Raw genomic sequence first — 26,006 nt, 5'->3', positions numbered from 1 at the left:
GATTCGAACATAACCATAAAGCCGGCTGCGAACGGAATTAATGCGACAAGCTTTCAACACTCCGATTATTTCGATATTGTTTAGGAGTGATCCCGGTATGTTTTTTGAATATCTTATTGAAATAGGTTTGATCGTAAAAATTTAAGCGGGAGCAAATATTCGCTATCGGGTTATCGGTTAGGACAAGCAGTTTCTTAGACTCTTCTATCCTCTCCCGCTGCATGTAATGACTCAGTGTCATTCCGGTTTCTTTCTTGAACAATTGAGATAAATAATTGGCGTTTAATCCCGTTAAATCCGAAAGGCTGGAGAGGGTAATTTCTTCGTAAATATGGTTGAAAATATAGTTTTGACAGGATGCTATCGGTTTCGAGACGTTCTGTAACTTATTCTTCCGCACACGCTCCGCAAAGTCCAGACACGCGTCCACATAGGCATTTTCCACATGTATGACTTCCTTCAATTCTTCAATGTGCTGAATATGAAAATCACTTAAAGTATAAGCGGTCTCCACGTGCAATCCTCCTTCGACTGCCGCGCGCGTTGCGAGCGTAATGCCGCAATAAGAAAGGTTTTTTTGGCTTCTTAAACGGCTTCGCTTCGAAAGAACACCAATTTCTCCTTGCGGAATGGCGTTTAATGCTTCCAAGAGCCCGTTTTTGTCACCATTTTTAATCTGCTGCAAAAAAGAACTTTCTATAACCGGATTCATATGGAACAGAGAGTTCTCTCTGCGCGTTGACAGATTCAGATCGACGTTGTCTACAGGAATAAACCGCTGCTCGAAATCATGGTTGTTTTCAAGTACATCCGTAATTTCTAATGATTCCTTATAGACCAGAAAATGAGCAAGCAAGCTTATATGGAAAAGGCGCATTTTGGAGATGACAGGAAGATGTCTAAGATATTCACTCCATTGATGACGGTGTTTATTCGGAACATGATTGTCATACATGAGGCTCGTAATGGTCTCGTCGGAAAGCGATGAATACACGGAAGGGCCGATGATGAGTGTGCCTAAAAATTGTCCCTTCCGATTGACAGAAAGCATAACGAAATTTTCTAAATGATTGGTGGAGCGAATGATAGGAACATGATGATGATGTGCATCGCCGATCAGCGCACGCATCAGCTCTTCATAATCGGAAAATAACGGGCTTGTTTGAAAGGCTGACGACAATTGAATGCCGATTTCATGGTTGGGTTTCACATATATCACGGGAATTTGAATGCTTTCAAAAATGAGCTTGCAGATGTATTCAAATTCTTCTTTAGAAGCCAGTGAGGCCACGACCAAATGTCACCACCTAAGATAAGTACAAGTTTTCTTAAAATAATACCATAACCAGGCTCTTTTGTGCATTATGATGTTGTTATTAAACGATGGAAATAAATCATGCAGGAGGAATACAAGGATGAAACGCGATATTCAAGCACTTATTTCCCAAATGACGCTGGAAGAGAAGGCAGGTATGTGCTCAGGACTTGATTTTTGGCATTTAAAAGGGGTGGAGCGTCTCGGCATTCCATCGGTTATGGTAACGGACGGACCGCACGGGCTGCGCAAGCAAAGAGCGGACGCCGACCATTTGGGACTATTCGACAGCGTTCCCGCAACCTGTTTCCCGTCGGCCGCGGGACTTGCCTGTTCCTGGGACCGGGAGTTGATCGGTAAGGTTGGCGTCGCATTAGGTGAGGAATGCCAAACGGAAGATGTGGCGGTGCTGCTCGGACCAGGAGCGAACATTAAGCGTTCGCCGCTTTGCGGAAGAAACTTTGAGTATTTCTCGGAAGATCCTTATCAGTCCTCGGAAATGGCAGCAAGTCATATTCAAGGGGTGCAAAGCCAAGGGGTCGGAACGTCGCTGAAGCACTTTGCGGTCAACAATCAAGAGCATCGTCGCATGTCGGTTGACGCGGTTGTAGATGAGCGCACACTGCGGGAGATTTACCTGGCGAGCTTTGAAGGTGCGGTGAAAAAAGCGCAGCCTTGGACGGTGATGTGTTCTTATAACCGGGTGAATGGAACCTATGCATCTGAAAACGAATTGCTGCTGACCGATATTTTGAAAAACGAATGGGGTCATGAAGGATTTGTTGTTTCCGATTGGGGCGCTGTCAATGAAAGAGCTGACGCTCTTGCAGCCGGTCTGGAACTCGAGATGCCCGCAAGCAACGGCGATGGGGAACAGAAAGTGATCGAAGCTGTAAAAAACGGAGACCTGTCTGTAGAAGCGCTGGACAAAGCGGTAGAACGACTGCTCAACATTATTTTCATGGCTGTCGATCAGAAGAAAGAACATGCTTCCTATGACAAGGAGGCCCATCACTTTCTGGCCAGAGAAGTTGCGCGTGAAAGCATGGTGCTCTTGAAGAACGAAAATGGCATCCTGCCGCTCAAGAAGGAAAGCAAAATCGCCGTTATCGGTGCTTTTGCCCAAAAACCGAGATATCAGGGCGGCGGAAGCTCCCACATTGTGCCGACGAAGCTGGATATTCCAATAGATGAAATCAAGGCGCTAGCCACAGACTCAGCAGCGGTTGCTTATGCAGAGGGGTACCGGCTGGAAAACGACGCAATTGACGAAGCGCTGCTTGAGGAAGCGAAGCGGGCGGCAAGTGAAGCTCAGGTGGCGGTCATTTTCGCAGGACTCCCGGATCGTTACGAATCGGAAGGATATGACCGGACCCATCTTCATCTGCCGGAAAATCAAAGTAAGCTGATCGAGGCAATAGCTGAAGTACAAAGCCATATTGTTGTCGTTCTGCTCAATGGTTCCGCTGTGGAAATGCCATGGATCGGTAAAGTAAGCGGCGTGCTGGAAGGTTATTTGGGCGGACAGGCGGTTGGCGGGGCAATTGCTGATCTGTTGTACGGAGAATCGAATCCGTGCGGAAAGCTTGCCGAGACGTTTCCAGTTCAGCTGAGCGATAATCCGTCTTATCTGTTCTTCCCAGGCGAAGGCGACCGGGTTGAATACAGAGAGGGCATTTACGTAGGATACAGATACTATGATGCTAAGAAGGTGAATCCGTTATTCCCGTTCGGGTACGGACTGAGCTATACATCGTTCGAATATACGGGCATGAAGATCGATAAGAAGGAAATCAAAGATACAGATACGGTAAATGTCCATGTAACCGTTAAAAACACCGGCACACGCGCGGGCAAAGAAATTGTCCAGCTATATGTCAAAGATGTCGAGAGCGGGGTTGCCCGTCCTGAAAAAGAACTGAAAGGTTTTGCGAAGGTAGAGCTGCAGCCTAATGAAGAACAAACGGTTACATTCGTTCTGGATAAACGTTCCTTTGCTTACTATAACACCGAACTAAAAGACTGGCATGTTGAAAGTGGGGATTTCGCGGTTCTGATCGGCAAATCGTCGCAGGACATCGTATTGCAGGACACCCTGTATGTTCAATCGACAGTCGCTCTGAAACGCACGTACAATCGGAACACCACACTTGGGGACTTGCTCAGCGATCCGGCAAGCGCGCCAAAGGTGCAGCTTTTACTAAAGCAATTTCAGGAAGCGAGCGGAATGGTAGCATCCCCGGAAGATGACCACGCTGATATGATGGCTGCCATGATGCAGTATATGCCTTTGCGGGGCATCGCCGCCTTCAGCGGCGGAGCGGTTACAGAACAGATGATAAACGAGTTTTTAAAGCAGCTAGACATACAATAGGCAGGGAGAAAAGACGATGAACGCAATTAAGCTCAGATTTAAGGAGAAGCTTGGATATGGCTCTGGGGATTTTGCAAGTAACTTGGTTTGGACTGCAGCATCTGCCTTTCTGACGTTTTTCTATACCGACATTGTTGGTCTATCGGCTGCTGCGGTAGGCACCTTGCTGTTAATAGCCCGCGTTTTCGATGGCGTAGTCGATATCGGAGTCGGGGCACTTGTCGACAAGACTAAAAGCAAATACGGAAAAGCCCGGCCGTGGCTGCTTTGGTTGTCGATACCGTTCGGAATTGCCGGCATTCTATTGTTTTTATCGCCGAATCTTGGGACGACAGGCGCTTTGATTTATGCCTATGTGACCTATTTGCTAATGAACGTCATTTATTCCGGAATTAATGTTCCTTACGGCGTTCTAAATTCACTCATTACGCAGGATCCGTACGAAAGATCGCTACTTAACATATTCCGGATGGTCATGGCCCTGACGGGGGCCGTTGCCGTTACCTTCTTTACTATGCCTTTGGTAGGCGCGTTCGGGGGCGGGAAAACCGGTTGGGCCTTGACGTTTACCGTCTTTGGTGTATTATCTTCGATTCTGTTTATGATTACCTTCATGACGACGAAAGAGAGGGTAAAACCATCGGTCGTTCAAAAAGATATTCCGCTTGGCAGAAGTGTGAAAGCATTATTTAGAAACAAGTTCTGGGCTATGATGGTCGGATTTATGCTGATTACTTATATTGGTAACACGGTAAGCAGCGCAGTGAATGTATATTATGCGCAATATTTGCTTAAGGATGCTGCTTTGGTGGGAATTCTCGGTTTAATCAGTCTGGCTCCTCTGCTTCTCGGATTATTCTTTGTAGCTCCGATCATCAAAAAATTCGGAAAACGGAACGCATCGTTCGGAGGGCTTATCGTTACGATTCTTGGTTCGTTATTTTTGCTAGTGGATCATACTAATTTAACGATTATTTTGATTGGAACGGTTATTAAAGCGTTAGGAACGGTTCCTCTTGCCGCAACTATGTTTGCTATGCTGGCCGACACGGTGGATTACGGGGAATGGAAGACGGGGATGCGCACGGAGGGCTTGGTCTACAGCGCAGGCAGTTTCGGGGCCAAAGCCGGCAGCGGCTTAGGAGCGGCGCTTGTCGGTTGGCTGCTCGCTTGGGGAGGCTATGTTGGCGGACAAGCTACGATCAGTGATTCGGCACAGTCATCGATTGTATTTATGTTTATCTACCTTCCGATAATCGTATCCGTAATACAGTTGATTATTTTGTGGTTCTACACGCTGGATAAACAGTATCCGCAAATCATTAAAGAGCTTAACGAGGTTAAGAATATGTAGTCATAGAGTGGCGATCGACTATAAAGGTACGAGATAGGGACAATGCGGATTGGAGGAAAAAAATGAATACAAAAAAGGTCATCATGCAAAGCGATGGTTTCCAAGTGCTCCTTGCCAAGAAGTTTAGCAATACAGCGGCTTTATTCGAATCGGAAATTCGGGTCCACTGGGTGGAAAAGAATATTATTTCGGATGGTAAAAGTATATTGGGACTGATGGCGCTGGAGTTAAAGAAAGGAACGGCTATCATGCTGATGGCCGAAGGCTCTGATGAGGAACGCGCCGTTGAGGAATTGGCTAGTATAATAGAAACTGGCATATAAACGTATAGCGGTGAATTGTGGTTTTGCATATCCACAGTTCGCCTCCGCCATTTAAAGGGCTGTCTCAAAAGGTCAAAAACCTGAGAGATAGCCCTTTTTTGTTTTTGAATTTCTGCATAAAAGTTAAACGATAACATTAAGTTGAGAGCGCTTCTACTTTTACCCATTTGTTCGTAACGTGACTTTCCCATATCGCATCGACGATGCACATCGACCGGTGCCCGTCTTCGAACGTCGCAAACGGTGCCTGATCCTTGTTCGGATCCTTGCCGTCGCGTATGAACGAATAAAAGTTCAGCATCATATTTTTTAGTGCGTCCGGCCATCCTTCATTATGACCTCCGGGATGATGAATGCATCCGCGCACTTCTTCCGTGAACAAACACGGGTCCGCGAGCAGAATTTCGTTTGCTCTGTCCCGATGCCCGATCCAGAGCTTCTCCGGCTCCTCTTGATTCCAAAAGGCGGATTGCCTGCTGCCGTTCAGCTCGAAGCTGAGACGGTTTTTGCGGCCGGCGCTCACTTGGGAAACCGTAAAGACGCCTTTCGCACCGTCATCGAACCGGATAAGCACCGTTGCAAAATCTTCAGTGTCGACCGGTAGATGCTCATACGCCTGAATGCTGCTAGTGTCAGCTCCAAACGTGTGGGGCGTTCGGGTCGCTTTCTTTCTGAGAGGATAGGCCGTCGTCAGGTCGGCGAATACTTCGGAAATTATTTTTCCGGTTACGTATTGAACCGTATCACACCAGTGGGACCCGATATCGGCAACCGCGCGCGTCTTGCCTCCCAGCTTGGAATCCAGCCGCCAGCTGTAGTCTGTATCGTACAGCAGCCAGTCCTGCAAGTAGCTTCCGTGAACGAGATTTATGATACCGAATTCATCTTTCCGGATCAGGCTGGCCAGCTGCTTTACGATAGGAAATTGCCGGTAGTTAAAGTTAACCCCGTGAACGATTCCGCATTCCTTCGCAAGCTTCAACAATTCCGCCGACTCTGCGCTGTTCATGGCAAGAGGCTTCTCGGATAAGACATGCTTGCCGGCTAAGATGATATCCTTGTTGATTTGAAAATGAGTATGGTTAGGCGTGCAAATATGAACGGCTTGGATAGTTGGATTGTCCAGCATCTCTTTGTAATCCCCATAATAGTTCGGTACATTCAAGGCTGCGGCTTTCTTTTCGGCATTTTCCCGGGTTCTCTCGGCTATAGCTACGACCTCTACAAATCCGAGCCGTCGAATGGCTTCGATATGCGCCGGGCCGATAAAACCGTTTCCAATAACACCTACTTTAATTTTATTCATCGGAATCGCTCCTTTTATTCCCTTCCGTCGTCAACCAGACTATTTCTGTTTATGCTGATTGTTGCGGAACGTTATACTTTCTCCGTTAATGCCTCCGTACATTTTTTATCCGATTGGAAGAAGAGTATTTCGCCTAAGTCTTCCAATCGCCAGCTCATTTTCCTTTAACGAGAAAGCGTTTTCTTTTCTTATTAAACGTTTTCCATGTCCGATAAAACCTACATATAATATATTTTGTTCGATGGTCACTTTCTCCTCCTCTTTGTTATGTACCGGAAAAAATTTTTCTGGAGCTCATCCGGCAGTGTGAATAATTGCAATCCTATTTAAATGAAGTGCTCTAAAATCATCTGTAAATATGCCGTGAATACGCTGACTACTTGCTCAAATGGTACTCATTTAGTTGACAGGAGGGACATTTTACTGTATCCTTCTGAAAGACAGTGATAATCATTATCACTAACAGGTTCGAGAGGGGAAAACTATTCAAATGTTTGCATCAAGAGTCAAGACGCTGCTTCTTATGTTGCTTATCCTAACTACTGCACTAGTGGGTTGTTCCACAAAGAATACGGAAGAGAATTCCGAAACAGAAACGGGCAAAGCTGAGAAAACGATTACTGTATCATGGCCAAGAGATATTGGGCCGATGAACCCGCATGTTTACAATCCTTCACAATTGATAGCGCAATCGATGATTTACGAGCCGTTGGTCAGCTACAAAGACGGAGGCAAGCTTGAGTCTCATTTGGCAGAATCGTGGACCATATCGGAGGACGGTAAAGAATATACCTTTAAGCTCCGCCAAAATATAAAGTTTTCGGACGGAACAGCTTTTAACGCTGCGATTGTCAAAAAGAACTTCGATGCCGTTATGAAAAACTTCGAGAATCATAGCTGGCTTGGTTTTATCAGTGTTCTCGACAAGACCGAGGCAGTAGACGAGTTTACGTTTAAACTAACATTGAAACAGCCTTATTACCCGACCTTGCAGGAGTTGTCGGTCGTCCGTCCTGTGCGCATTCTGGGTGAAGCCGGATTCCCGGATGACGGAGACACGTCCAAAGGCGTGAAGCAGCCGGTCGGGACTGGGCCATGGATGCTGACGGATTACAAAACTGATGAATACGCGGAGTTTTCCCGTAATCCGAATTACTGGGGAGAACAACCGAAAGTCGATAAGATCGTCATCAAAATTATTCCGGACGGAGAGACGCGCGTGCTCGCCTTTGAGAAAGGGGAGCTGGACATCATCTACGGAGAAGGCATCATCAGCATGGATGCATATAAGCAGTTGGAAGCCTCCGGAGAATATGAAACCCGTGTCTCTGAGCCTGTCGCAACTAGACAATTGGTGTTGAATACGACAAATGCGGCTCTTTCGGACCTGTTGGTGCGCCAGGCTCTGCAGCATGGTTTTAACAAACAGGCGATGGTTGAAGGCGTTACATTAGGCTTGGAAGAGAAGGCGGACAGCCTCTTGTCCCAAAACTTCCCTTATGCCCAAACTAGCGCAACACCGGTCGAATACGACGTGGAGAAAGCGAAAGCTTATTTGGAGGAAGCGGGCTGGAAGCTGCCGGACGGTAAAACGGTTCGGGAGAAGGACGGCAAGCCGCTGGAGCTGGAATTGATCTATGAAAAGGCGGAACAAATTCAAAAACCGATGGCGGAAACGCTGCAAGCCGAATGGGCTGCGATCGGCGTTAAGCTGAATATTACCGGTCTTGAGCTCACTGAACAAATCAAACGGTTCCGTGCAAACGACTTTGATTTGTACTTCTTTAGCAACTATGGCGCACCGTATGATCCGCACTCGTTCATTCACATCGTTGCCGAGAAAGGTTTTGGCATTTCGGATGCGCTGTCGAAGCTGCCAATGAAGCAGGAGCTGGATCAGCAAGTGCAGGATGCCCTTCTCTCAACGGATGAGAACAAGCGAAAGGAACTATACAATGCCATCCAGACGACACTGCATGAGCAGGCTGCGCTGCTGCCGATCTCTTATATTAAGAAGACGGTCGTCTATAATAAAAACGTAAGCGGCTTTGAGTTCCCGGCGAATCGGGACGACAATCCATTCTCTAGTATCGACATCGAACAGTAAAACGCAGGGGAGGCTTAACATGGGCAGCTATATTGGGAAACGGCTTCTCGCCGTCATACCTATTTTTCTCTTTGCCACGCTTCTCACGTTTTTACTGATCCATGTCTCGCCGGTCGACCCCGCAGAAGCTTATTTGACTGCGGCGCATATCCAACCGACCGACGAGCTGCTCGCTCAGAAAAGACATGAATTCGGCTTAGACCAGCCGCTGCTTGTTCAATATGCCCAAACCCTAATGAAGATGTGCCGACTTGATTTCGGCACATCTTATGTTTCTAATGAACCGGTTTGGCAGGAAGTCGTTCTCCGGATGCCGGCAACGATTCAGCTCGCATTCAGCAGCATTTGTCTGGCCATACTTATCAGCGTACCGGTTGGTTTTTTGGCGGCGGTGTATAAAAATAGCGTATTCGATCATCTGAGCCGGCTGCTTGCTTATTTTGGCGCTTCCATACCGCAGTTTTGGCTCGGATATTTATTGATATTTTTCTTTTCCGTCAAGCTCGATCTGTTTCCTGTGCAAGGAAGAGGTTCTTTGGCGCATCTCGTCCTTCCGTCGATAACGCTCGCGTTGGGATTGATTGCCATTTATTCCCGTTTACTGCGCACCAGCGTTCTGGAACAATTGCAGGAGCCGTATGTGTTATACGCCAGGACGAGAGGCATTAAAGAGAAGCTGCTTATGAGCAAGCATGTGCTGAAAATCGCGATTTCGCCGATGCTTACCGGTCTCGGCATGAATTTGGGCAAATTGCTTGCGGGGACGATCATTGTGGAGGAGGTTTTTTCTTGGCCGGGCTTTGGACGTTACTTTATCGAAGCAATCTTTAATCGGGATATTCCGGTCATCCAAAGCTATGTGTTCCTCGCCGCTTGTCTGTTTATCGTATGCAACCTGATCGTGGATCTCTTGCAAATGTACATGGATCCCCGAATTTCCTGGAAAGGAAGAACCGACCATTGATCGCGAGTATACGGACCGGCCTTAAAAGTCAGAAGACCGTAGCGGTATGCTCGGTCATTTTATTCGTTCTTTTTTCACTTACCATTTTGGCTCCGTGGATCTCTCCGCACGACCCGGTTGAAGTGAATTTGGCGCTCAAGCTGCAGTCTCCAACGTGGGAATATCCGCTCGGCACCGACCATTTGGGACGCTGCAACCTGTCTCGCCTTTTACACGGCGCCCGGGTTTCTTTAGGCTTTGCGTCATTGATTTTTATCTCATCTTTATTGATCGGCTTGCTGATCGGTACTTTTTCCGGTTACAAAGGCGGTGTAATTGACCTTGTGCTGATGCGTTTTTGCGAAGGGGTGATGGCATTTCCGTCTCTTGTGCTTATTCTTGGACTTGTCGGTATATTCGGTCCCGGACTCCCGCAGGTCGTTTTGGCCATGGTGTTGGTGCAGTGGGTGTATTATGCCCGTATGTTCCGCGGCATGGTTCTCGGCTTGAAGGAACGGAATTTTATTACTGCCGCCAGAATAAGCGGATCATCGCAATGGACGATCATCAGACGCCATTTGATCCCTAACGTGCTTCCTCCAATCATCGTGATGGGAACGCTGGAAATAGGATGGGCGATCATGGACATCGCCGCCATGTCGTTTCTTGGACTCGGCATTCAGCCGCCAGCGCCGGAGTGGGGCTCGATGATCCACGAAGGAAAATCATATATACGAAGCAATCCCGAATTAATGCTGTACCCGGGAATCATGATTCTTATAGTTGTCATTACATTTAATGTATTGGGCGAAGCTTTGTCGGACCGGTTCGGCGTAAAACGACGTTTTTGAAAAGGAATGAGGCCATTGATTATAGATCCACGATATGTTTTGCAGGTGAGCGGCCTACACGTAACGGTAAATACGGCTCAGGGGAAGATTTCTCTGGTTCAGGATATCAATTTCGAGTTGAAGCCGGGTTGCGTGCTCGGGCTTGTAGGAGAAAGCGGCAGCGGAAAAACGATTACCAGTCTGTCTCTGCTGCAGCTTCTGGACCGTAAAAAAACCATCGTGGAAGGCAGCATCCGGTTAAACGGCCGTGAGCTGAACGGTCTGAGAGCGGATACGATGAGGAGCATTCGCGGGAAAGAGATCGCCCTCATCATGCAGAATCCGATGAATGCCTTCACTCCCGTTATTAAGATCGGCGACCAATTCATTGAAACGATCCGTACGCATACCGCGCTCACCAAAAAACAAGCGTATGAGCTGGCAGTGGCCTCTTTGCACGATGTGAATTTGCCTGATCCTGCAGGAATCATGAAGCAGTACCCGTTTCAACTGAGCGGGGGGATGCTGCAGCGGGTTATGATTGCCATTACCATATGCCTTCGGCCATCCGTCATTATTGCCGATGAGCCGACCACCGCTCTGGATGTGACCAACCAATTGCAGGTTCTGCGGCAGCTGGAGCGCATCCGTTCGGAATACGGCACATCCATTTTATTGATTTCCCATGATTTAGGGGTAATAGCGGAAATGGCTGACGAGGTTGCCGTTATGCAGCATGGCCGGATAGTCGAAAAAGCGGATGTCTACCAGCTGTTCGATCATCCGCAGCATGAGTATACGAAAAAACTGCTGAATGCCAGACCTGTATTACAAATCAACCAGCCGGCTAAGGAGTTTGTCAAGTCATGAATGCCATAAGACCGCCGGAGACGGTTTTGCAGGACCGTCCCTTTGGACCGAAAGCGATACAGATTTACCTCGTTGCGATATTATTTTATACGACCAGCCATATCCTTCTGATTCTGCTTCCGCTGAGCTCGCACAAGCTGGGAGCAAGCCCGGCGCAGATCGGTCTAATTATGGGCGCCTATATGTTTACTTCGATGTTCTTACGGCCTGTTGCCGGTAAAATAGTCGACAAGTTCGGGACAAAACGGATTTTTGCCGCGGCGCTGATACTAAATGCGCTTGTCGTATCCTTGTACCTTTTTCAAGAGCTGTGGGTATTCGCTCTGCTCCGAATATTGCAGGGCGTGATCCTTTCCTTCTTTTCCATGGTGTCGCATCTCATGATCATTGAAGTTTTGCCCACGAAAGCCCGCGGGCAAGGCTTATCCCTTTTCTCGCTTTCATCGATGCTGCCTTACACTTACGGCCCTTTTCTCGCTCTGTATTTTGCGGATAAGGTACCTATGACGTATATTTTTATAGGGTTGATCCCGCTCAGCTTGATGACGCTCCTCATCGGAATGAATCTAAGATTGCCTGAGCTTCGCAGGCAGGGAAATTTGCAAACGGACAATCTTCACGACAGCCGTGATACCTATAAAGGGTGGAAAGACCGGAAACTGCTGCTTCCTTCATTAATCATGCTTCTAGCTTCGGCAATCATAGGAACGGTGGCGGCCTTTCTTCCGCTTTATCTGGAGAAGCGCGGACTGCCTTTTGCCGGATTGTATTTCTTGACCGAAACCGCGGTTCTTATAACCTTGCGCTTCTTCGGCAGAAAAATGATTCCGACAGACGGACGGTTCCCTTTTAAAATAGTCTTTATGCTTATATTTCTCATGACAACGGCTGCCTTTTTGGTTCGGATGGCCGAATCGCTGCCGGTTGTGCTGCTAGCCGCCGTTTGCAACGGGATTGCCTTGTCGATGCTGTATCCGACACTGCTCACTTATGTTTCGTTTATCATACCGGAACGGTTTAGAGGCAGAGGAATCGGTCTGTTCATTGCTGCCGCCGACTTTGGAACATCCGTAGGTATTTGGGGACTGAGCCTGGTGGCGAGCTCGTACTCATACGAAGTTATGTTTTCCTGCTGTATCGTCATTGGAGCGGCTGCCCTGCTGCTTATCCTATTTTTTAAGAAACCGGGGGTGAGCAAGTGAGTTTGCTGCAGGTGAAGAACGTTACTCATGGATACGGCGCAACCAATCTGTTCAGAAAGGCGAAGCGGGCAACCGTTCTAGCCGATATTTCCCTCACCATTGAACATGGCCAGTGCCTGGGGCTTCTCGGAACGAGCGGAGCAGGGAAGAGCACGCTTGGCAAGGTGATCCTGGGTTTGGAAAAACCGCAGAAGGGGCAGATTCTTTTCCAAGGAATCGATCTCTATGACACGAACGCAGCTACCCGGAGAGGGCTTCGCCGCGATCTGCAAGTTGTGTTTCAAGATTGCTATTCTTCCGTAAATCCGCGAATGACCACTGAGCAAATTATCGGGGAGCCGCTGCAAAATTACGAGAGCCTGTCCCCTAACGAGCAGAAGCGAACGATAGGAGAGCTGCTGGAGACAGTCGGGCTGAGCCCGGAAGATATGAGGAAGTACCCTCATCAATTTAGCGGAGGGCAGCTGCAAAGGATCAATATCGCGAGAGCGATCGCCTTAAAACCGAAGCTGCTTGTATTGGACGAGGCGGTTAGCAGTTTGGACATGGTGACTCAAGCCAATATATTGACCTTGTTAAAAGACTTAAAGTCGACATTCGGCCTATCTTACCTGTTTATCACGCATGATATTAAGGCTGCATACACCATTTCCGATGCTTTAGCCGTCATGGAAAAAGGGGAATTGGCTGCACATTGCGAGGATAAGATACAGTTTTTACAGCTGCCGCACCCGAGCGTACAGAGGCTGGTGCAGTCGATTCTTTCGGAGCACCCGCGTTCTCGTTCCCTCTCACATCAAATCAAAGGCAGCTGAGCCTTTAACATTAGTGCCAATTCAAAAGCAGATTGTAAATAATTCATGCGCATATCCCGAGCCCAGCCTCACGCAAGGCTGAGCAATGTCCGGTAAATGGACGCCCCCCACAGAATAGTGTTGGGGGCTTTGTTGTTTAAGAGGAATATTTTCATGAAAATTGTGTAGAATACGGGTTGAATAAACAAAGGGAGGAAATGAAATGAACAAACAAAGAGCACAAGAAATCGCAGAATCTCCGGTAATGGCTAATGTAACTTACGAAGGAAACGCTATCTATATTCAGCATGTCGACCATGATAAAGAAACAGCGAGGATTTATCCCCTTCATGATGCGGAGCAAGAGCTTGAGGTGCCCATACATAGCCTGATAGAACATTAGGCCAAGTGGTATGGATTATGTATTCTCGGTTCTAAGAGCGATTGGGTTGTTCGCGGTTGGATTAGCAGCTTTTCGGATCATGGGAAACCAAACGGTGGGGAGATTAACGGATTTTGATCTCGTCGTCGTGATAGCGATTGGAGCGATAATTGGTGACGGATTAGCTGATCCCGAACTAAATCCTTTCATTCTTATTGCAGCCATTGCCGGGCTGGTGCTGATGCAATTACTAGCCAGCGTGCTTGCCATGAAGAGCAATTTTATAGAAAAATTAGTAATCGGCAGCCCAATCAAGCTGATCGAAAACGGAAAAATTCTGATGAGCGGGCTGCGTAGGGCGAGAATTACGAAAAACAATTTAGATCAGGAATTGCGTGTTAAAGGCTTAACGAGCTTTGAACAGATTGAACAAGCATTTATGGAACCGAACGGAAAGCTTAGTGTCATTGAAAAAACCAACTAATGAAAGGACACCGATCTCATGATCGGTGTCCTTTTCAAGTGGATCCTGTTATTTATCGATGACTTCGGGTACGGTTCAGTTTAACTGCCGCAACGATCAGGTTTTTCAAATTGCCGTTTTTTCATGTTTTACAATAGTTGACATAAGAAAAGGTGCGTGCTAGAATTTAAAACCTAGTTATCAAATAGGAATTATATACTATTATTAGTTATTTGGAATCACTTTATGGATCGGTATAGAAAAGAAGGTGGAAATGATTATAAGTACGCCCATTGTTCCATGCGATTTGGAAAAAAATTTGGAGAGAGCGATCGAATCGGATCAGATGAGTCTCTACTATCAGCCGCAAATCGATATAAACAATCAGCAGATTGTAGGCGTCGAAGCGCTGGTGCGCTGGATTCATCCGGAATGGGGGGGGGTACCGCCATCTTCCTTCATCCCAATAGCCGAAGAGAACGGGCTTATCGTTCAGCTTGGTTTATGGGTTTTGCGTGAAGGGTGTATGGCAAACCATCGCTTTACGGCACTTGGGCTCCCGCCGCTGCCCGTCTCCATCAACGTATCGCCGATACAGTTGAACAGTCCGGTATTTCTAAGCGACTTGTATCGCATCATCAAAGAGACGAAAGTGAACACCCGGCTGCTTGAGCTCGAAATTACCGAGTCAGCGGCAATTGAGCGGGTTAACGTAATCAGCCGCAAGCTTCGTGAGGTTCGGGAGATGGGAATTAGAGTGGCCATTGACGATTTTGGCGCCGGATTAAGCAATTATCACCGGCTGCGCCAGCTGCCAGTCGATCGGCTAAAGATTGACAGGTCGTTTATCCGGGACATTCATACCGACCATAATCAGCGCTTTATAGTATCAGCTATTATTCGGCTTGCAAAAAGAAGCGGTATGGATGTTATCGTTGAAGGCGTCGAACTAGCCGCACAGGAGAGGGCGCTGCTGGAAATCGGCTGCTGCTATGCCCAAGGGTTCCGTTACGGGCATCCGATGACGCGATCGCAATGGGCAGAGTATTATTCCCGTCATCTCGGGCTGAATTTGTATTCCCTTTAACTTATTGGACATGTGAGGGAGATTGGTGAACGTTATGAAACGATTTATTTTTCCGATACGATGGTGGCGGTCAATCGGATCGGACACTTTAAGGCCGGGGATCTTATTGTTAAACCAATTATCCTTTCTGGGTAAGTTTGTGTTAATTGGTATTGTAGTGCTCGTTCCATTGCTCGTGTTGGCCGGCCAATCCGTGATCGACTCCCGTACGTCGTTATCTGAAGTTCGGAATCAGATCGACGGCTTAGCGGCCGTTCGCACATCCGGCGAGCTGCTGCGCCTGCTGGAATTACATCGGACGCTTCAAGAAAGCGCCCGTATAAACCCTTCGGATGCTGAGCGCTGGAAGGCTGTTGAAACCGAAGCGGATCGTGAGATCAAAGCGCTTGGAAAGTACCTGACAGTGAAAGGTGGAGAGAAATCACTGCAGGAGATAGGGAGCGGCATTTTGAGCCGCTGGAACCAATTAAAGGCGCAAGGGCCGGAGCTGAAACGTATTGAAAGCTCGAAAGCCCATACGGAGCTGTTCGACCAACTAACGAGGTTAATCGACCGGTTGGGCAAGGTGAAGGGTCTGCTGGCGGATTCCCAGCCTGAATTATTTCAAACCAAGGACGAAGCGGTTCGGCAATTTCCTGCGCTCCTGCGCAATCTCGGCAACCTTCAGGTCGATGTCCTGTGGGCATCAACGCAAACAACAATCGGCGCGGACGATAAAAGCAGGATTGTGGCTGAAGCGGAAGCGGTTCATGCGGAATGGACGGCTATCTCCGAGGCTTCTGCAGACTCCGTTCAAGCTTCCGCAATTAATGGAACTGACGGTAACGCGAAAGCTAATGAATCCGTTGCGAGTATGCTGGAAGGGGTGCAGTCGAAGGTTGTATTCCCGCTAAGAGTTTCAATGGAGGCGCAGGAATGGCTGAAGCTATCGGGCGATGCGGCGGACGCCCTCTACGAGCAATGGAGCGGACGAATCGATTGGATCGATCAGAGACTGGATGAACAAGCTGCAGCTGGAATCAAGGAAACTCTTCTTATACAACTGATTTGCGCCGCAGCGGTTTTGGCTTCCGTGTATTTGTTCTTGGCGCTTTATCGTTCGATCACTCAAGTTGTTTTCGGTATGGAGAAGGCTGCTGTCCGGCTTGCCGATGGCGATTTGACGGCCAGCTTTCAAATCTCGACCAAGGACGAGCTTCGAGTCGTCGCGAACAGCTTTAACCGCATCGGAGAATCGTTTTGTTCCGTCTTAATTGAAGTCATCGATTCATCCAATCAATTGGCTGCTTCTTCGGACCAGTTATCGGCAAGCGCCGAGCAAACCGCTGATGCCACCAAACATATTGCAGGGGTTGCTGAGCAGATGGCAGACGGAGCTGATCAGCAGGTTCGGACGGTTGAGGAGAGCGCTCAAACGATCCATGACCTGACGGCAAAAATACAGCAAATTGCAGCGAGTGCCCAGTCGGTTGCCGTCACGACGACAAATGCTTCGGAAAAATCGTCGGAAGGCGGACGCGCCATTCAGACTGCTGTAGGACAAATGAGTTCGATCAGCGGTTCCGTCGACGTACTGGCACAAGCGATTACACGGCTGGCTGACACCTCTCAAGAGATTGGTCAGATTACGGAGGCGATCACCCAAATATCGCAGCAAACGAACTTGCTCTCACTGAATGCTTCCATCGAAGCGGCAAGAGCGGGCGAACATGGGCGCGGTTTTGCCGTGGTAGCAGGTGAAGTGAAGAAGCTTGCCGAACAATCCGCCCAATCGGCGGAACAAATTGCATGCTTAATTCACAGCATCCGCAATGAGATTGGTAAAGCGCAGGAATCGATGCAATCGGCAGCAAAAGAAGTAAGTGTGGGAATCGAGGTTGTTCATGCAGCAGGCAGCTTATTTTCCGAGATTGAACATTTTGTTGATGAGGTCAACAGTGAGGTGAGGGAAGTTTCGACAGCTGCTAAGCAGATTTCGGTAGGAACAACGCAGGTTGTACAATCCATTGAAGCAATCGCCGGTGTAGCGCAATCAGCTGCATCCGGCACGCAGAATGTGTCTGCAGCTACAGAGGAGCAACTGGCTTCTATGGAAGAAATATCGTCCTCTGCAGCTCACCTTACATATATGGCGGGGGAACTGCAATCATTAGTAGGCAAGTTCAAGCTGTAGGCAGCTCCCTCATAGTGGTTAAACCCGTCCGCATGCGGACGGGTTTTTCTGTTCAAATAATACGGTCGGCTGTCAAATATTTTTCGGTAGCACATGGGTCCTTCGAGAATAACGATATGCAATCTCATTATTGTAGCACAGCATTATTTTTTCATCTCAGCTTTACGATTAAACTTAAATCGGGCAGACTGATAGAGCTGATAGTTGCAAGGACAAGGTAACGCAAGCTATATATCCGGGTGCTATGGAGGGAACCATTTGAACTTACAGGACATGCAAGCCAGCGGTAGTGAACCGTTTTTCCCCATGAGTAATGTCGAGACCGCAACGCTTGGTATGGGTTGTTTTTGGAGTCCTGAATCCTTGTTTGGCCATCTGCCAGGCGTTATCAGAACGCGCACAGGCTATGCGGGGGGCACTTCTATGCATCCTGCTTACAGGCAAATGGGGGATCACACCGAGACGGTCCAACTGGATTTCAGCTCGGGCATCATTACTTTTGAAGAGATCTTGGAAGTGTTTTGGAACAACCACAATCCGATTAATATCAATAATTATAAAGGGCGTCAATATTTATCGCTGTTGTTTTATTCAGATGATAAGCAAAAAGAAACGATACAGCATGTTTTGAAGAAGTGGAAAGAGCAAGGCAGGGGCGAACCTGAAACGGAGATTGCTCCTTATTCCGGATTTCACCTTGCCGAGGCTAAGCATCAAAAATATTATTTAAAACGGTTTCCAAACGCTATGGAAAAGCTGAATCAATGGTTTTCGTCGCAGGATGAATTGAACAACTCGACCTTAGCGGCCCGTTTGAACGGCTTGGCTAAAGGGTATACAAACTTGGAGCGCATCTTGAACGAAATTGGACAATGGCCGATCCGCTCAGAGCATCAGAAGCTGATGGTTGACCTTGTCAAGCAAATTCGTTGGTAGGCTATGCGTTATTGTTAAAGAAGGCTTTGGTTCTATTTCTTGCGTATGGGACAAAATGGTAGAATAAAGCGGACAAGTATCAGATCTTTCGGAGGGAGTGTCGAGCTTGAAGTATAGGCGTCTGGGAAGAACGGATTTAAATGTATCGGTAATCGGTATCGGAACATGGCAGTTTGGAGGAGAATGGGGCCAGGAATATTCGCAGCAGGAAGTGGATATGATTCTCGACAAAGGTCATGAGCTGGGCATTAATCTGATTGATACCGCAGAATGCTATGGCGATCATCTTTCGGAGTCTCTCATTGGAGATTATATCAGCCGCCGCAAACGCGAGGATTGGATTATTGCTACGAAGTTCGGACATCATTTCCATGAGCGCTTTACGCGTACGGACGAATTTAACGCTGATGGGGTTATTACGCAGCTCGATGCTTCGCTGAAGGCTTTGAAGGTTGACTATATTGACCTGTACCAATTCCATTCCGGGCCGGATCAAGCGTTCGATAACGATGAACTATGGACTGCGCTGGATAAGCAAGTGTTGGCGGGGAAGATTCGTTTTCTTGGGACATCGATTGGCAGCAACGATAACCTTCATCAAACGGAAGCATCATCGAAAGTGAACGCCCGCGCTATTCAAGTCGTTTATAATAGGCTCGATCGCACGCCTGAAGAGCGGGTGTTCCCGTCCTGCCAGCAGCAGGATTTGGGCGTGCTTGCCCGTGTTCCTTTGGCGAGCGGTTACTTAAGCGGTAAATATAGGCCTGGTGCTGTCTTCGGAGCTACCGATGTTCGGCACAGGCATGATGCAGAGAGCACACGGCTTAAGCTGCTGGAAGTAGAGCACATCCAGCGTGAAGAAGTGCCCAGTGGCGTTTTGATGGCCAGTTGGGCACTGGCTTGGTGCTTGAAGCATCCGGCGGTTACCGCCGTCATTCCCGGTTGTAAGGACCCTGAGCAGGTTGCCGCAAATGCCAAAGCTGTTGAGCTTGTCTCAGACCCGCATCCGCAGGATATTAGCCTCTAGCTTGGCAAACGCATAGCGTATTGTGCTTTGCGAATCGGTATCTTCCATAAGATCTAAGCAAGAGACCCCCGACCTGCACTGGTCGGGGGTCTCTTGCTGTTAAAGCACGATTACTTCATTTCGATACCTTTCGAAATCAGCTACGCGGCACTCCAGCTTCATTCGCGTGCCTTCCGGTTCGTAATCCGTGGATTGTACGTGAGCATGCTCATTGAAGTATGCGACCAGCCGCCCTTGGCTGAATGGAATCAGCAGTTCGCACTCCATGTAGTCATCGAAGATATGGTCGCGAACGAGCGAGATAAGCTCATCTAAACCGCTCTTTTTCTTCGCCGAGAGGAAGACCTTATCGTCTTGCACGGCCGGGTAGGCATGCTCCGTCAAATCACATTTGTTGTACGCGAAAATGGTTGGAATTTCATGAGCGCCCAGCTCCCTCAGCGTATCATTCGTGACGGAGACCAGCTGCTCGTAGTCTTCATGGGAGTAGTCGACAACATGCACCAGCAAATCGGCCTCGGCTACTTCTTCTAATGTTGAACGGAAAGCTTTCACGAGGTGATGGGGAAGCTGGCTGACGAAGCCGACCGTATCCGTCAGCAGGAATGATTTATTGTCCTGCAGCTCTATGCTTCTAACCGATGTCTCCAGCGTGGCGAACAGCATATCTTGAGCAAAGACCAGCTTATCGGTCCCGGGATTGTGCTTTTCCAGCAAAGCGTTCATCAAGCTGGATTTCCCCGTATTCGTGTAGCCGACGAGACAGACGACAGGCACCTCGTTCTTTTGCCGCTGTTTCCGCTGAATTTGACGTCTGGCTACGAGCTTTTCCAGCTCAGCCTGCAGGGCGGTTATTCTCTCCTCGATGCGCCTCCGGTCGAGCTCGAGCTTCGTCTCACCGGCGCCCCTGTTTTTGAGACCGGCCCCGCCGCCTTGCCGGCCTAAAGATGCACGGAGACCGACCAGTCGGGGAAGCATATATTGGAGCCGGGCAACTTCCACCTGCAGCTGGGCTTCTCTGGTTTTGGCGCGCTCCGCAAAAATATCGAGGATGAGGATCGTCCGGTCGATAACCGTTCGCTCCAAAGCAGCCTCCAGATTGCGAATTTGGGAAGGAGACAGCTCATCGTTAAAAATGACGACTTGCGCGTCATGTGCCTCGAGCAGCGCCAGCAGCTCCTGTATTTTACCAGTCCCGATGTAGTGTGAAGGATTTATGCGGGCTGCCTTCTGACTGAGCTCATCGACCACCTCAATATAACAGGCGGCAGCCAGATTACGGAGCTCCTCCATAGAGTAAGCAAAGTCTGTTTGATTCTGAAGCTGAACGCCGACGATAATCGCTTTTTGCTGCGGTTGTTCCATTATTCATCATCCTCTAAAGGTTATTTGTAAAACAAAAAAACACAGGCTGCTCTGCCTGTGTTCACAGTTAAGTGGAAGAGGATATCAGAAAAAAAGGTCTTCCATAGGCAATGAACAGCGGAGCCGTCCCGGAGAGACGGGAAAAGCCCGGCTATTGTAAGAGCTGATGTGCTTCGCTCCACGTATGCATATGGAATTTCCGTTCCAAAGGCGAATACGCCGAAGAGGGCTGATCCCTCAACGTTTCGACGTATTCTATTTATGGGTTACCTTCAAAATGGCAGACCTATCCTGAGTCCTCTGCGCACAGGCAGAGCTTGGGCGCTATTCAATTAGCAGCTGCGCAAAGACCTAACTCGGATAAAGTCTATCACACGTAACCCTCCGTTCCTTTAAATTAGCATCAGTGTAGCACAAAACGGCGGAGAATTCATCCATTGATTATTGTGACGAGTTGTGACTCTCGTTAAGAATCATTGTTTTCACAATGGGAATAAGCGGCCATATTTAAAAGAGAATGCTATAGAGGAGTAATGCACTTGTTTTGATCGGCAACTCGTTCTTTGAATGAAACAAGCAGTTGCCGCAAGGTTTTCTCTGTGACGACTGCTTTTTTCTATATGGCTCAGACGTCTCATTATTTTCAATAGAAACCAAGGAGGTTTTTAATATAAATATATCGAATTACAGTGTCATAGTTTATCTATAGCGTAACCGAGAGATCGAAATCGATCTTTCATGTATCTGAATATTGACAAAATGCACTTGGACTATCTCTGGGAGGTTATCGCTTGATGCTCCGCAATAAGCTCGGTTTTAACCGAAGAAGCATTATGTTAACATGGCTCTTGTCCTATCTTTCAATCCTTCTGCTGCCGGTGGTGATGAGCGTCATTGTATATTTTCAATCGAGCGAGACGCTGGAGAATGAAATCCATCAAGCCAACAGCTCCTTACTGAAGCAATTGCGTGAAGTCATGGATAACCAGTTTCAGTCGATGGAAAGGCTAGACTTCGAGTTGACTTGGAACGTAGCCATCCAGGAGTTGCTTTATTCGAATAAATATAAGCTTTACCCGAAGGAATTTCAGTACGATGTATACCAAATTACAAAGGATTTGACTTTGTATCAGACCTCGTATTCCTCGGTCGACAGCTTTTATATTTACTTGGCGGCCCATAATTCCGTTCTTCTTCCAGGTACCTACAGGGACGCTTCATTGGCTTATAATCTGTATCATAAGGATGATGCCTTAACCTACAATCAATGGCTTGCCCTCCTGGGCCGCAAACCATTCAAGGGCTTCGTGCCGATGATTCGCTTGGATGAAGACGGCAGCCGGCGCAAAACCATTGCTTATTTAAGTAATTACAAGGCGGAAGGTGACACCAGCGTCGGAACGAAAGTCATTATGATCGATCAATCGAGAATTTTGGGCGCCATCGAGAATATGGAAGTGTTCAATAAAGGACATGTATTGATATTGAATGAAGAGAATCAGGTTCTTGCATCCAGCTCGGAGGCGGATTTGGCCGTCGATTTGCCCTATGATCAGATGCTCTCTGACAAGAATCTGTTTATATGGAACAATAACGGTGAGCAATTTGAGGTTTCTTATATCCGGTCTTCTCATTCTAAGCTGAAATATGTGTCCATAACGCCAAGCCGGGTTTTCTGGGAAAAGGCGGAGCAGGTGCGCAAGCTGACCTACATGAGCGTAGCCTTCAGTTTGATTGGCGGCGGATTGCTCACTTACTTCTTTCTGCGCATCAATTACAATCCGGTCCGGAGGCTAATGAAAGCGTTTACTGATAAGAAGGGAATTCATCACGGTAAAGGCAAGAACGAATTCCACTTTATCCAGCAAGCCGTTGATACCACATTATCCGAAATGGACCAGATGATTCTGAAAATGAAGCAGCAGCAGAACATTGTACGCTCCAACTTCATTAACCGTCTGCTCAAAGGCAGGCTGGACAGACATATTCCGGTCGACGAGTCGCTGGCCGCTTTCAACATGCGGTTCGTATCCGATGATTTTGCAGTCATGCTGTTGTACCTGGAAGACAAGGAGCCTTTCTTCGATAGTATTCAAGGCACTCATGAATCGGATAAACTGAAGCTGCTGCATTTCATCGTTACGAATGTCCTAGAGGAGTTAGCCGGACAACTTCATAACGGTTATGTAACGGAAATCGACGAATCCTTGGCATGTCTGATTAATTTTAACGGTAAGCCGGAAGGGGAACGGGCGGCCGAGCTTCGGCATATTGCCCATGAAGCCAAGACATTCCTAGCTGCGAAATACCGCATTCATCTTACCTTATCGGTCAGCGGTGTTCACAACTCGATTATGGGGATTTCCCAAGCGTATATGGAAGCCCTGGACGCAATGGAATACAAGCTGGTCATTGGAAGCAAGGAAGTTTTGTCGTACGAGGAAATCTATAAAGGTCAACAAGCGGAGGCGGACACCGGCTATTATTATCCTCTTCAGGTTGAGCAGCAGCTTATAAATTATGTGAAAATAGGCGATTTTACCAAGGCCAAAGATACGTTGGATGAAATCATCGCACGCAATTTTCGCCATCCCGTCATGTCCGTACCGATCGCCAGATGTCTGATGCTGGATCTGGTCAGTACGTTGATCAAAACGATCAGTGAAATTACGGATATTCAGGACAGCTTTTTCATCCAAAATCCGAAACGCATCGAACGGTTGACCGCTTGCGAAACGATTCTGGATATGCAGCAGCAAATGACGGAGCTTCTTGGAAGCGTTTGCGAATATACGGCGGCGAAGCGGCAGGCCAATATTCAGCAGTCTCGCCAGCGGGTGCTTCATGATCTGATTGCGAAGGTTACCTCCTTTATTGAGGAACGATACAACGATCCCAATCTGAACATTTCGATGATCGGCAGTCAATTCGATATGAAGCCGGGATATATATCCAAGCTGTTCAAGGATCAGATTGGAGAAGGTATGTTGGATTTTATTAACAAGCTAAGAATAAGTAAAGCTAAAGAAGAGATCGCCGAAGGCAACAAGAGCATCAATGAAATATCCTGCAGCACAGGTTTTAATGATGTAAATGTGTTCATTCGAAGCTTCAAGAAATACGAAGGCATCACACCGGGCAAATATAAAGAAACGATAGAGGAATAGCCGCTGCTTATGCGGCTTTTTTTTGTCCAAATATAAGAATTTATATGTTTCACATTTATAAATACGCTTATATTTCACCGCGAAACGAGCTGTTGCCGCCAAAGGACGGCGACAGCCGTTTACGCTTGCTTTTGGTGGTTTGATCGATGCAATTGGATGTTTGGTATATCGGAATAACGTTTCCGGCGATCGGGTTGGAACTATGATCGATATCCATTTGAGCAAGCTTAATTTAAGATGAAGACATGAGAGGCGCACTCAGATTAAACCCGGATGGTCCAGATCAACAAGGAGGTTATTCTATTGAAAAGTCTTAAACTCATCACAACTATTGTTGCAATTGGAACGATGCTGGCGGCTTGTTCCGACAAGGAACCGGCGAAGTCCCCTTCAGCCGGAGCGGGCTCTCCGGACGCTTCGCAAAGCAGTACGACATCTTACCCCATCCAGACGGATCAAGCATTAAGTTATTGGACTGAAATGACCGGTAACCTGACGGGGGTCAAATCGAAGCTGGACGAGGTTCCTTTCTATCAGGAATGGCAGAAGAAAACCGGAGTGAACGTTGCCTTCACCTCGCCTCCGGCCAACCAGGTCAAAGAGAACTTTAATGTCATGCTGGCATCGGGCGAACTGCCTGATTTGATCGAATTCAACTTCCTCAAAGAGTTTCCCGGAGGCCCTGAAAAAGCGATCAAAGACGGCTATATTTTGGAGCTGAACGATTTGATCGACAAGCATGCCCCTAACTTGAAGAAGTTTTTGAAAGAAAATCCTCAAATCGACAAGATGGTGAAAACGGACAAAGGCAGCTACTACGCCTTCCCGTTCATTCGCGGCGACGATTATCTGACGGTCTACCAAGGTCCGATCATCCGGAAGGACTGGTTGGATGAGATGGGGCTTCCGGTTCCGGCAACGATCGATGAATGGACCACGGTGCTGAAAGCCTTTAAAGAAAAGAAAGGTGTGGCTGCTCCCTTAACCTTCAAGAGCAAACCGACGAGAATATTCAACGAGCTTGATAATGGAGGGTTCGTCGGCGCATTCGGCGTCACACGCGACTTCTATCTGGAGAACGGACAAATCAAGTTCGGTCCGATGGAGAAAGGATTTATAGATTTCCTTGCCCTGTTCCGCAGTTGGTATGCCGACGGTTTGCTGGATAAGAATGTGGCCACCGCAGACGTTAAAGCGTTGGATGCCGCAATGACGTCGGGCGCCTCCGGAGCTACGATCGGAAACACCGGAGGGGGCATCGGTAAATGGCAGCCTATTCTGGCGGAGAAAAACCCGAAAGCGCAGCTTGTTGCAGCTCCGTATCCGGTTCTGAATGAAGGAGACATTCCCAAATTCGGCCAAAAAGATTTTCCTTATAGCGGCCAACAATCGGTGGCGATTTCAGGCAATTCGAAGAACGCCGAACTGGCGGTTAAAATGCTCGACTACGGTTATAGCGAAGAGGGCCGGATGCTCCATAACTTCGGCATTCCTGGCGTAAGCTATAATCTGGAAAATGGATATCCGAAATATACCGATCTGCTGATGAAAAATCCCGATAAGCTGGCTCCTGCCCAGGCTATGTCCTTGTATATCCGCGGCAACTACGGCGGCCCATTCATTCAGGACAAACGCTATATTGAGCAATATGCCGCTTTGCCGGCGCAACGCGAAGCAATTACCACATGGGCGAAGACAGACGTGTCCAAGTATAAGCTTCCGCCGGTTACCCCGACTCCGGAGGAAAGCTCGGAATATGCCAAGATTATGACGGACGTCAACACGCTGGTGGACGAAATGACGCTCAAGATCATTTTGGGTACGGAACCTTTAGATAGCTTCCAAAAATATGTGGATAAAATGAAGTCGCTGAAGATTGACCGTGCGATTGAAATCCAGAAAGCGGCTCTGGACCGCTACAACCAACGATAAGAGGCATGGCGGGGAGGGAGTTGTTCGCCCTCCCCGGTTTCTTAACCCGAGAAGGA

At 47.9% G+C, this 26,006-nt stretch carries 21 protein-coding genes; 17 read left to right on the top strand and 4 right to left on the bottom strand.

The genetic code is table 11. The annotated features are described in order from the left end of the window. Positions 1–37: 37 nt before the first annotated feature. Positions 38–1,291 carry a helix-turn-helix domain-containing protein gene (locus tag AC0YNZ_RS19615; RefSeq protein WP_475828257.1) on the bottom strand — a complete coding sequence of 418 codons (1,254 nt, stop codon included), beginning with the start codon at positions 1,289–1,291 and terminating at the stop codon, positions 38–40. A 124-nt stretch (positions 1,292–1,415) separates the two neighbouring features. On the opposite strand from AC0YNZ_RS19615, the gene AC0YNZ_RS19610 reads away from it, so the two are divergent. From AC0YNZ_RS19610 to AC0YNZ_RS19600, 3 genes are all read left to right on the top strand, one after another. Then, on the top strand, positions 1,416–3,689 hold the full coding sequence (locus AC0YNZ_RS19610; protein ID WP_475828208.1) for a beta-glucosidase: 2,274 nt from the start codon (positions 1,416–1,418) through the stop codon (positions 3,687–3,689). A gap of 16 nt (positions 3,690–3,705) precedes the next feature. Next, positions 3,706–5,043 (top strand): MFS transporter, encoded by a 1,338-nt coding sequence (locus AC0YNZ_RS19605; protein ID WP_475828207.1) that lies wholly within the window; start codon positions 3,706–3,708, stop codon positions 5,041–5,043. A 62-nt stretch (positions 5,044–5,105) separates the two neighbouring features. Then, the gene (locus AC0YNZ_RS19600; protein ID WP_475828206.1) at positions 5,106–5,366 is read left to right on the top strand and encodes an HPr family phosphocarrier protein; all 261 of its coding nucleotides are present in this window, start codon (positions 5,106–5,108) and stop codon (positions 5,364–5,366) included. Between the two features lie 136 nt (positions 5,367–5,502). On the opposite strand, the gene AC0YNZ_RS19595 is transcribed toward AC0YNZ_RS19600, so the two are convergent. Together AC0YNZ_RS19595 and AC0YNZ_RS19590 are read right to left on the bottom strand one after the other, a co-directional pair. After that, positions 5,503–6,672 (bottom strand): Gfo/Idh/MocA family protein, encoded by a 1,170-nt coding sequence (locus tag AC0YNZ_RS19595; RefSeq protein WP_475828205.1) that lies wholly within the window; start codon positions 6,670–6,672, stop codon positions 5,503–5,505. A gap of 105 nt (positions 6,673–6,777) precedes the next feature. Continuing rightward, positions 6,778–6,921: a hypothetical protein gene (locus AC0YNZ_RS19590; RefSeq protein WP_475828204.1), complete on the bottom strand. Its 144-nt coding sequence runs from the start codon at positions 6,919–6,921 to the stop codon at positions 6,778–6,780. A 241-nt stretch (positions 6,922–7,162) separates the two neighbouring features. Between AC0YNZ_RS19590 and nikA the strand changes: the two genes are divergently transcribed. The 12 genes from nikA (at position 7,163) to AC0YNZ_RS19530 (ending at position 19,486) form a co-directional block, all read left to right on the top strand. Beyond that, positions 7,163–8,779 carry a nickel ABC transporter substrate-binding protein gene (gene nikA, locus AC0YNZ_RS19585; RefSeq protein ID WP_475828203.1) on the top strand — a complete coding sequence of 539 codons (1,617 nt, stop codon included), beginning with the start codon at positions 7,163–7,165 and terminating at the stop codon, positions 8,777–8,779. 19 nt (positions 8,780–8,798) lie between these two features. Then, on the top strand, positions 8,799–9,743 hold the full coding sequence (gene nikB / locus AC0YNZ_RS19580) for a nickel ABC transporter permease subunit NikB (RefSeq protein ID WP_475828202.1): 945 nt from the start codon (positions 8,799–8,801) through the stop codon (positions 9,741–9,743). Then, positions 9,740–10,573: a nickel ABC transporter permease subunit NikC gene (gene nikC / locus AC0YNZ_RS19575; protein WP_475828201.1), complete on the top strand. Its 834-nt coding sequence runs from the start codon at positions 9,740–9,742 to the stop codon at positions 10,571–10,573. The genes nikB and nikC overlap by 4 nt, the downstream gene beginning before the upstream one ends. 15 nt (positions 10,574–10,588) lie before the next feature. Beyond that, positions 10,589–11,422 (top strand): nickel import ATP-binding protein NikD, encoded by an 834-nt coding sequence (gene nikD, locus AC0YNZ_RS19570; protein ID WP_475828200.1) that lies wholly within the window; start codon positions 10,589–10,591, stop codon positions 11,420–11,422. After that, entirely contained in the window at positions 11,419–12,624 is a 1,206-nt protein-coding gene (cntE, locus tag AC0YNZ_RS19565) for a staphylopine family metallophore export MFS transporter CntE (RefSeq protein ID WP_475828199.1), read from the top strand. The genes nikD and cntE overlap by 4 nt, the downstream gene beginning before the upstream one ends. Next, positions 12,621–13,439, top strand: a complete 819-nt coding sequence (nikE, locus tag AC0YNZ_RS19560; RefSeq protein WP_475828198.1) for a nickel import ATP-binding protein NikE — start codon at positions 12,621–12,623, stop codon at positions 13,437–13,439. The genes cntE and nikE overlap by 4 nt, the downstream gene beginning before the upstream one ends. Before the next feature lie 202 nt (positions 13,440–13,641). Beyond that, positions 13,642–13,821, top strand: coding sequence for a small acid-soluble spore protein H (locus AC0YNZ_RS19555; protein ID WP_475828197.1), 180 nt, complete (start codon positions 13,642–13,644; stop codon positions 13,819–13,821). Between the two features lie 10 nt (positions 13,822–13,831). Then, positions 13,832–14,284 (top strand): DUF421 domain-containing protein, encoded by a 453-nt coding sequence (locus AC0YNZ_RS19550; RefSeq protein ID WP_475828196.1) that lies wholly within the window; start codon positions 13,832–13,834, stop codon positions 14,282–14,284. 253 nt (positions 14,285–14,537) lie between these two features. Beyond that, on the top strand, positions 14,538–15,350 hold the full coding sequence (locus tag AC0YNZ_RS19545; RefSeq protein WP_475828195.1) for a putative bifunctional diguanylate cyclase/phosphodiesterase: 813 nt from the start codon (positions 14,538–14,540) through the stop codon (positions 15,348–15,350). Positions 15,351–15,384: 34 nt separating this feature from the next. After that, the gene (locus AC0YNZ_RS19540; protein WP_475828194.1) at positions 15,385–17,523 is read left to right on the top strand and encodes a methyl-accepting chemotaxis protein; all 2,139 of its coding nucleotides are present in this window, start codon (positions 15,385–15,387) and stop codon (positions 17,521–17,523) included. Positions 17,524–17,781: 258 nt separating this feature from the next. Then, positions 17,782–18,459: a peptide-methionine (S)-S-oxide reductase MsrA gene (locus AC0YNZ_RS19535; RefSeq protein ID WP_475828193.1), complete on the top strand. Its 678-nt coding sequence runs from the start codon at positions 17,782–17,784 to the stop codon at positions 18,457–18,459. A 106-nt stretch (positions 18,460–18,565) separates the two neighbouring features. Beyond that, positions 18,566–19,486 (top strand): aldo/keto reductase, encoded by a 921-nt coding sequence (locus AC0YNZ_RS19530; protein WP_475828192.1) that lies wholly within the window; start codon positions 18,566–18,568, stop codon positions 19,484–19,486. A gap of 99 nt (positions 19,487–19,585) precedes the next feature. On the opposite strand, the gene hflX is transcribed toward AC0YNZ_RS19530, so the two are convergent. Then, complete coding sequence (hflX, locus tag AC0YNZ_RS19525; protein ID WP_475828191.1) at positions 19,586–20,851, bottom strand: GTPase HflX; 1,266 nt, start codon at positions 20,849–20,851, stop codon at positions 19,586–19,588. A gap of 794 nt (positions 20,852–21,645) precedes the next feature. Between hflX and AC0YNZ_RS19520 the strand changes: the two genes are divergently transcribed. Together AC0YNZ_RS19520 and AC0YNZ_RS19515 are read left to right on the top strand one after the other, a co-directional pair. After that, the gene (locus tag AC0YNZ_RS19520) at positions 21,646–24,018 is read left to right on the top strand and encodes a helix-turn-helix domain-containing protein (RefSeq protein WP_475828256.1); all 2,373 of its coding nucleotides are present in this window, start codon (positions 21,646–21,648) and stop codon (positions 24,016–24,018) included. A gap of 303 nt (positions 24,019–24,321) precedes the next feature. Next, a complete protein-coding gene (locus AC0YNZ_RS19515; RefSeq protein ID WP_475828190.1) occupies positions 24,322–25,950 on the top strand; it encodes an extracellular solute-binding protein in 1,629 nt (542 codons plus the stop codon). Positions 25,951–26,006: the final 56 nt, after the last annotated feature.

Source organism: Paenibacillus sp. J2L1-98 (assembly GCF_056269405.1).
This window is presented reverse-complemented; position numbering and strand designations above follow the sequence as displayed.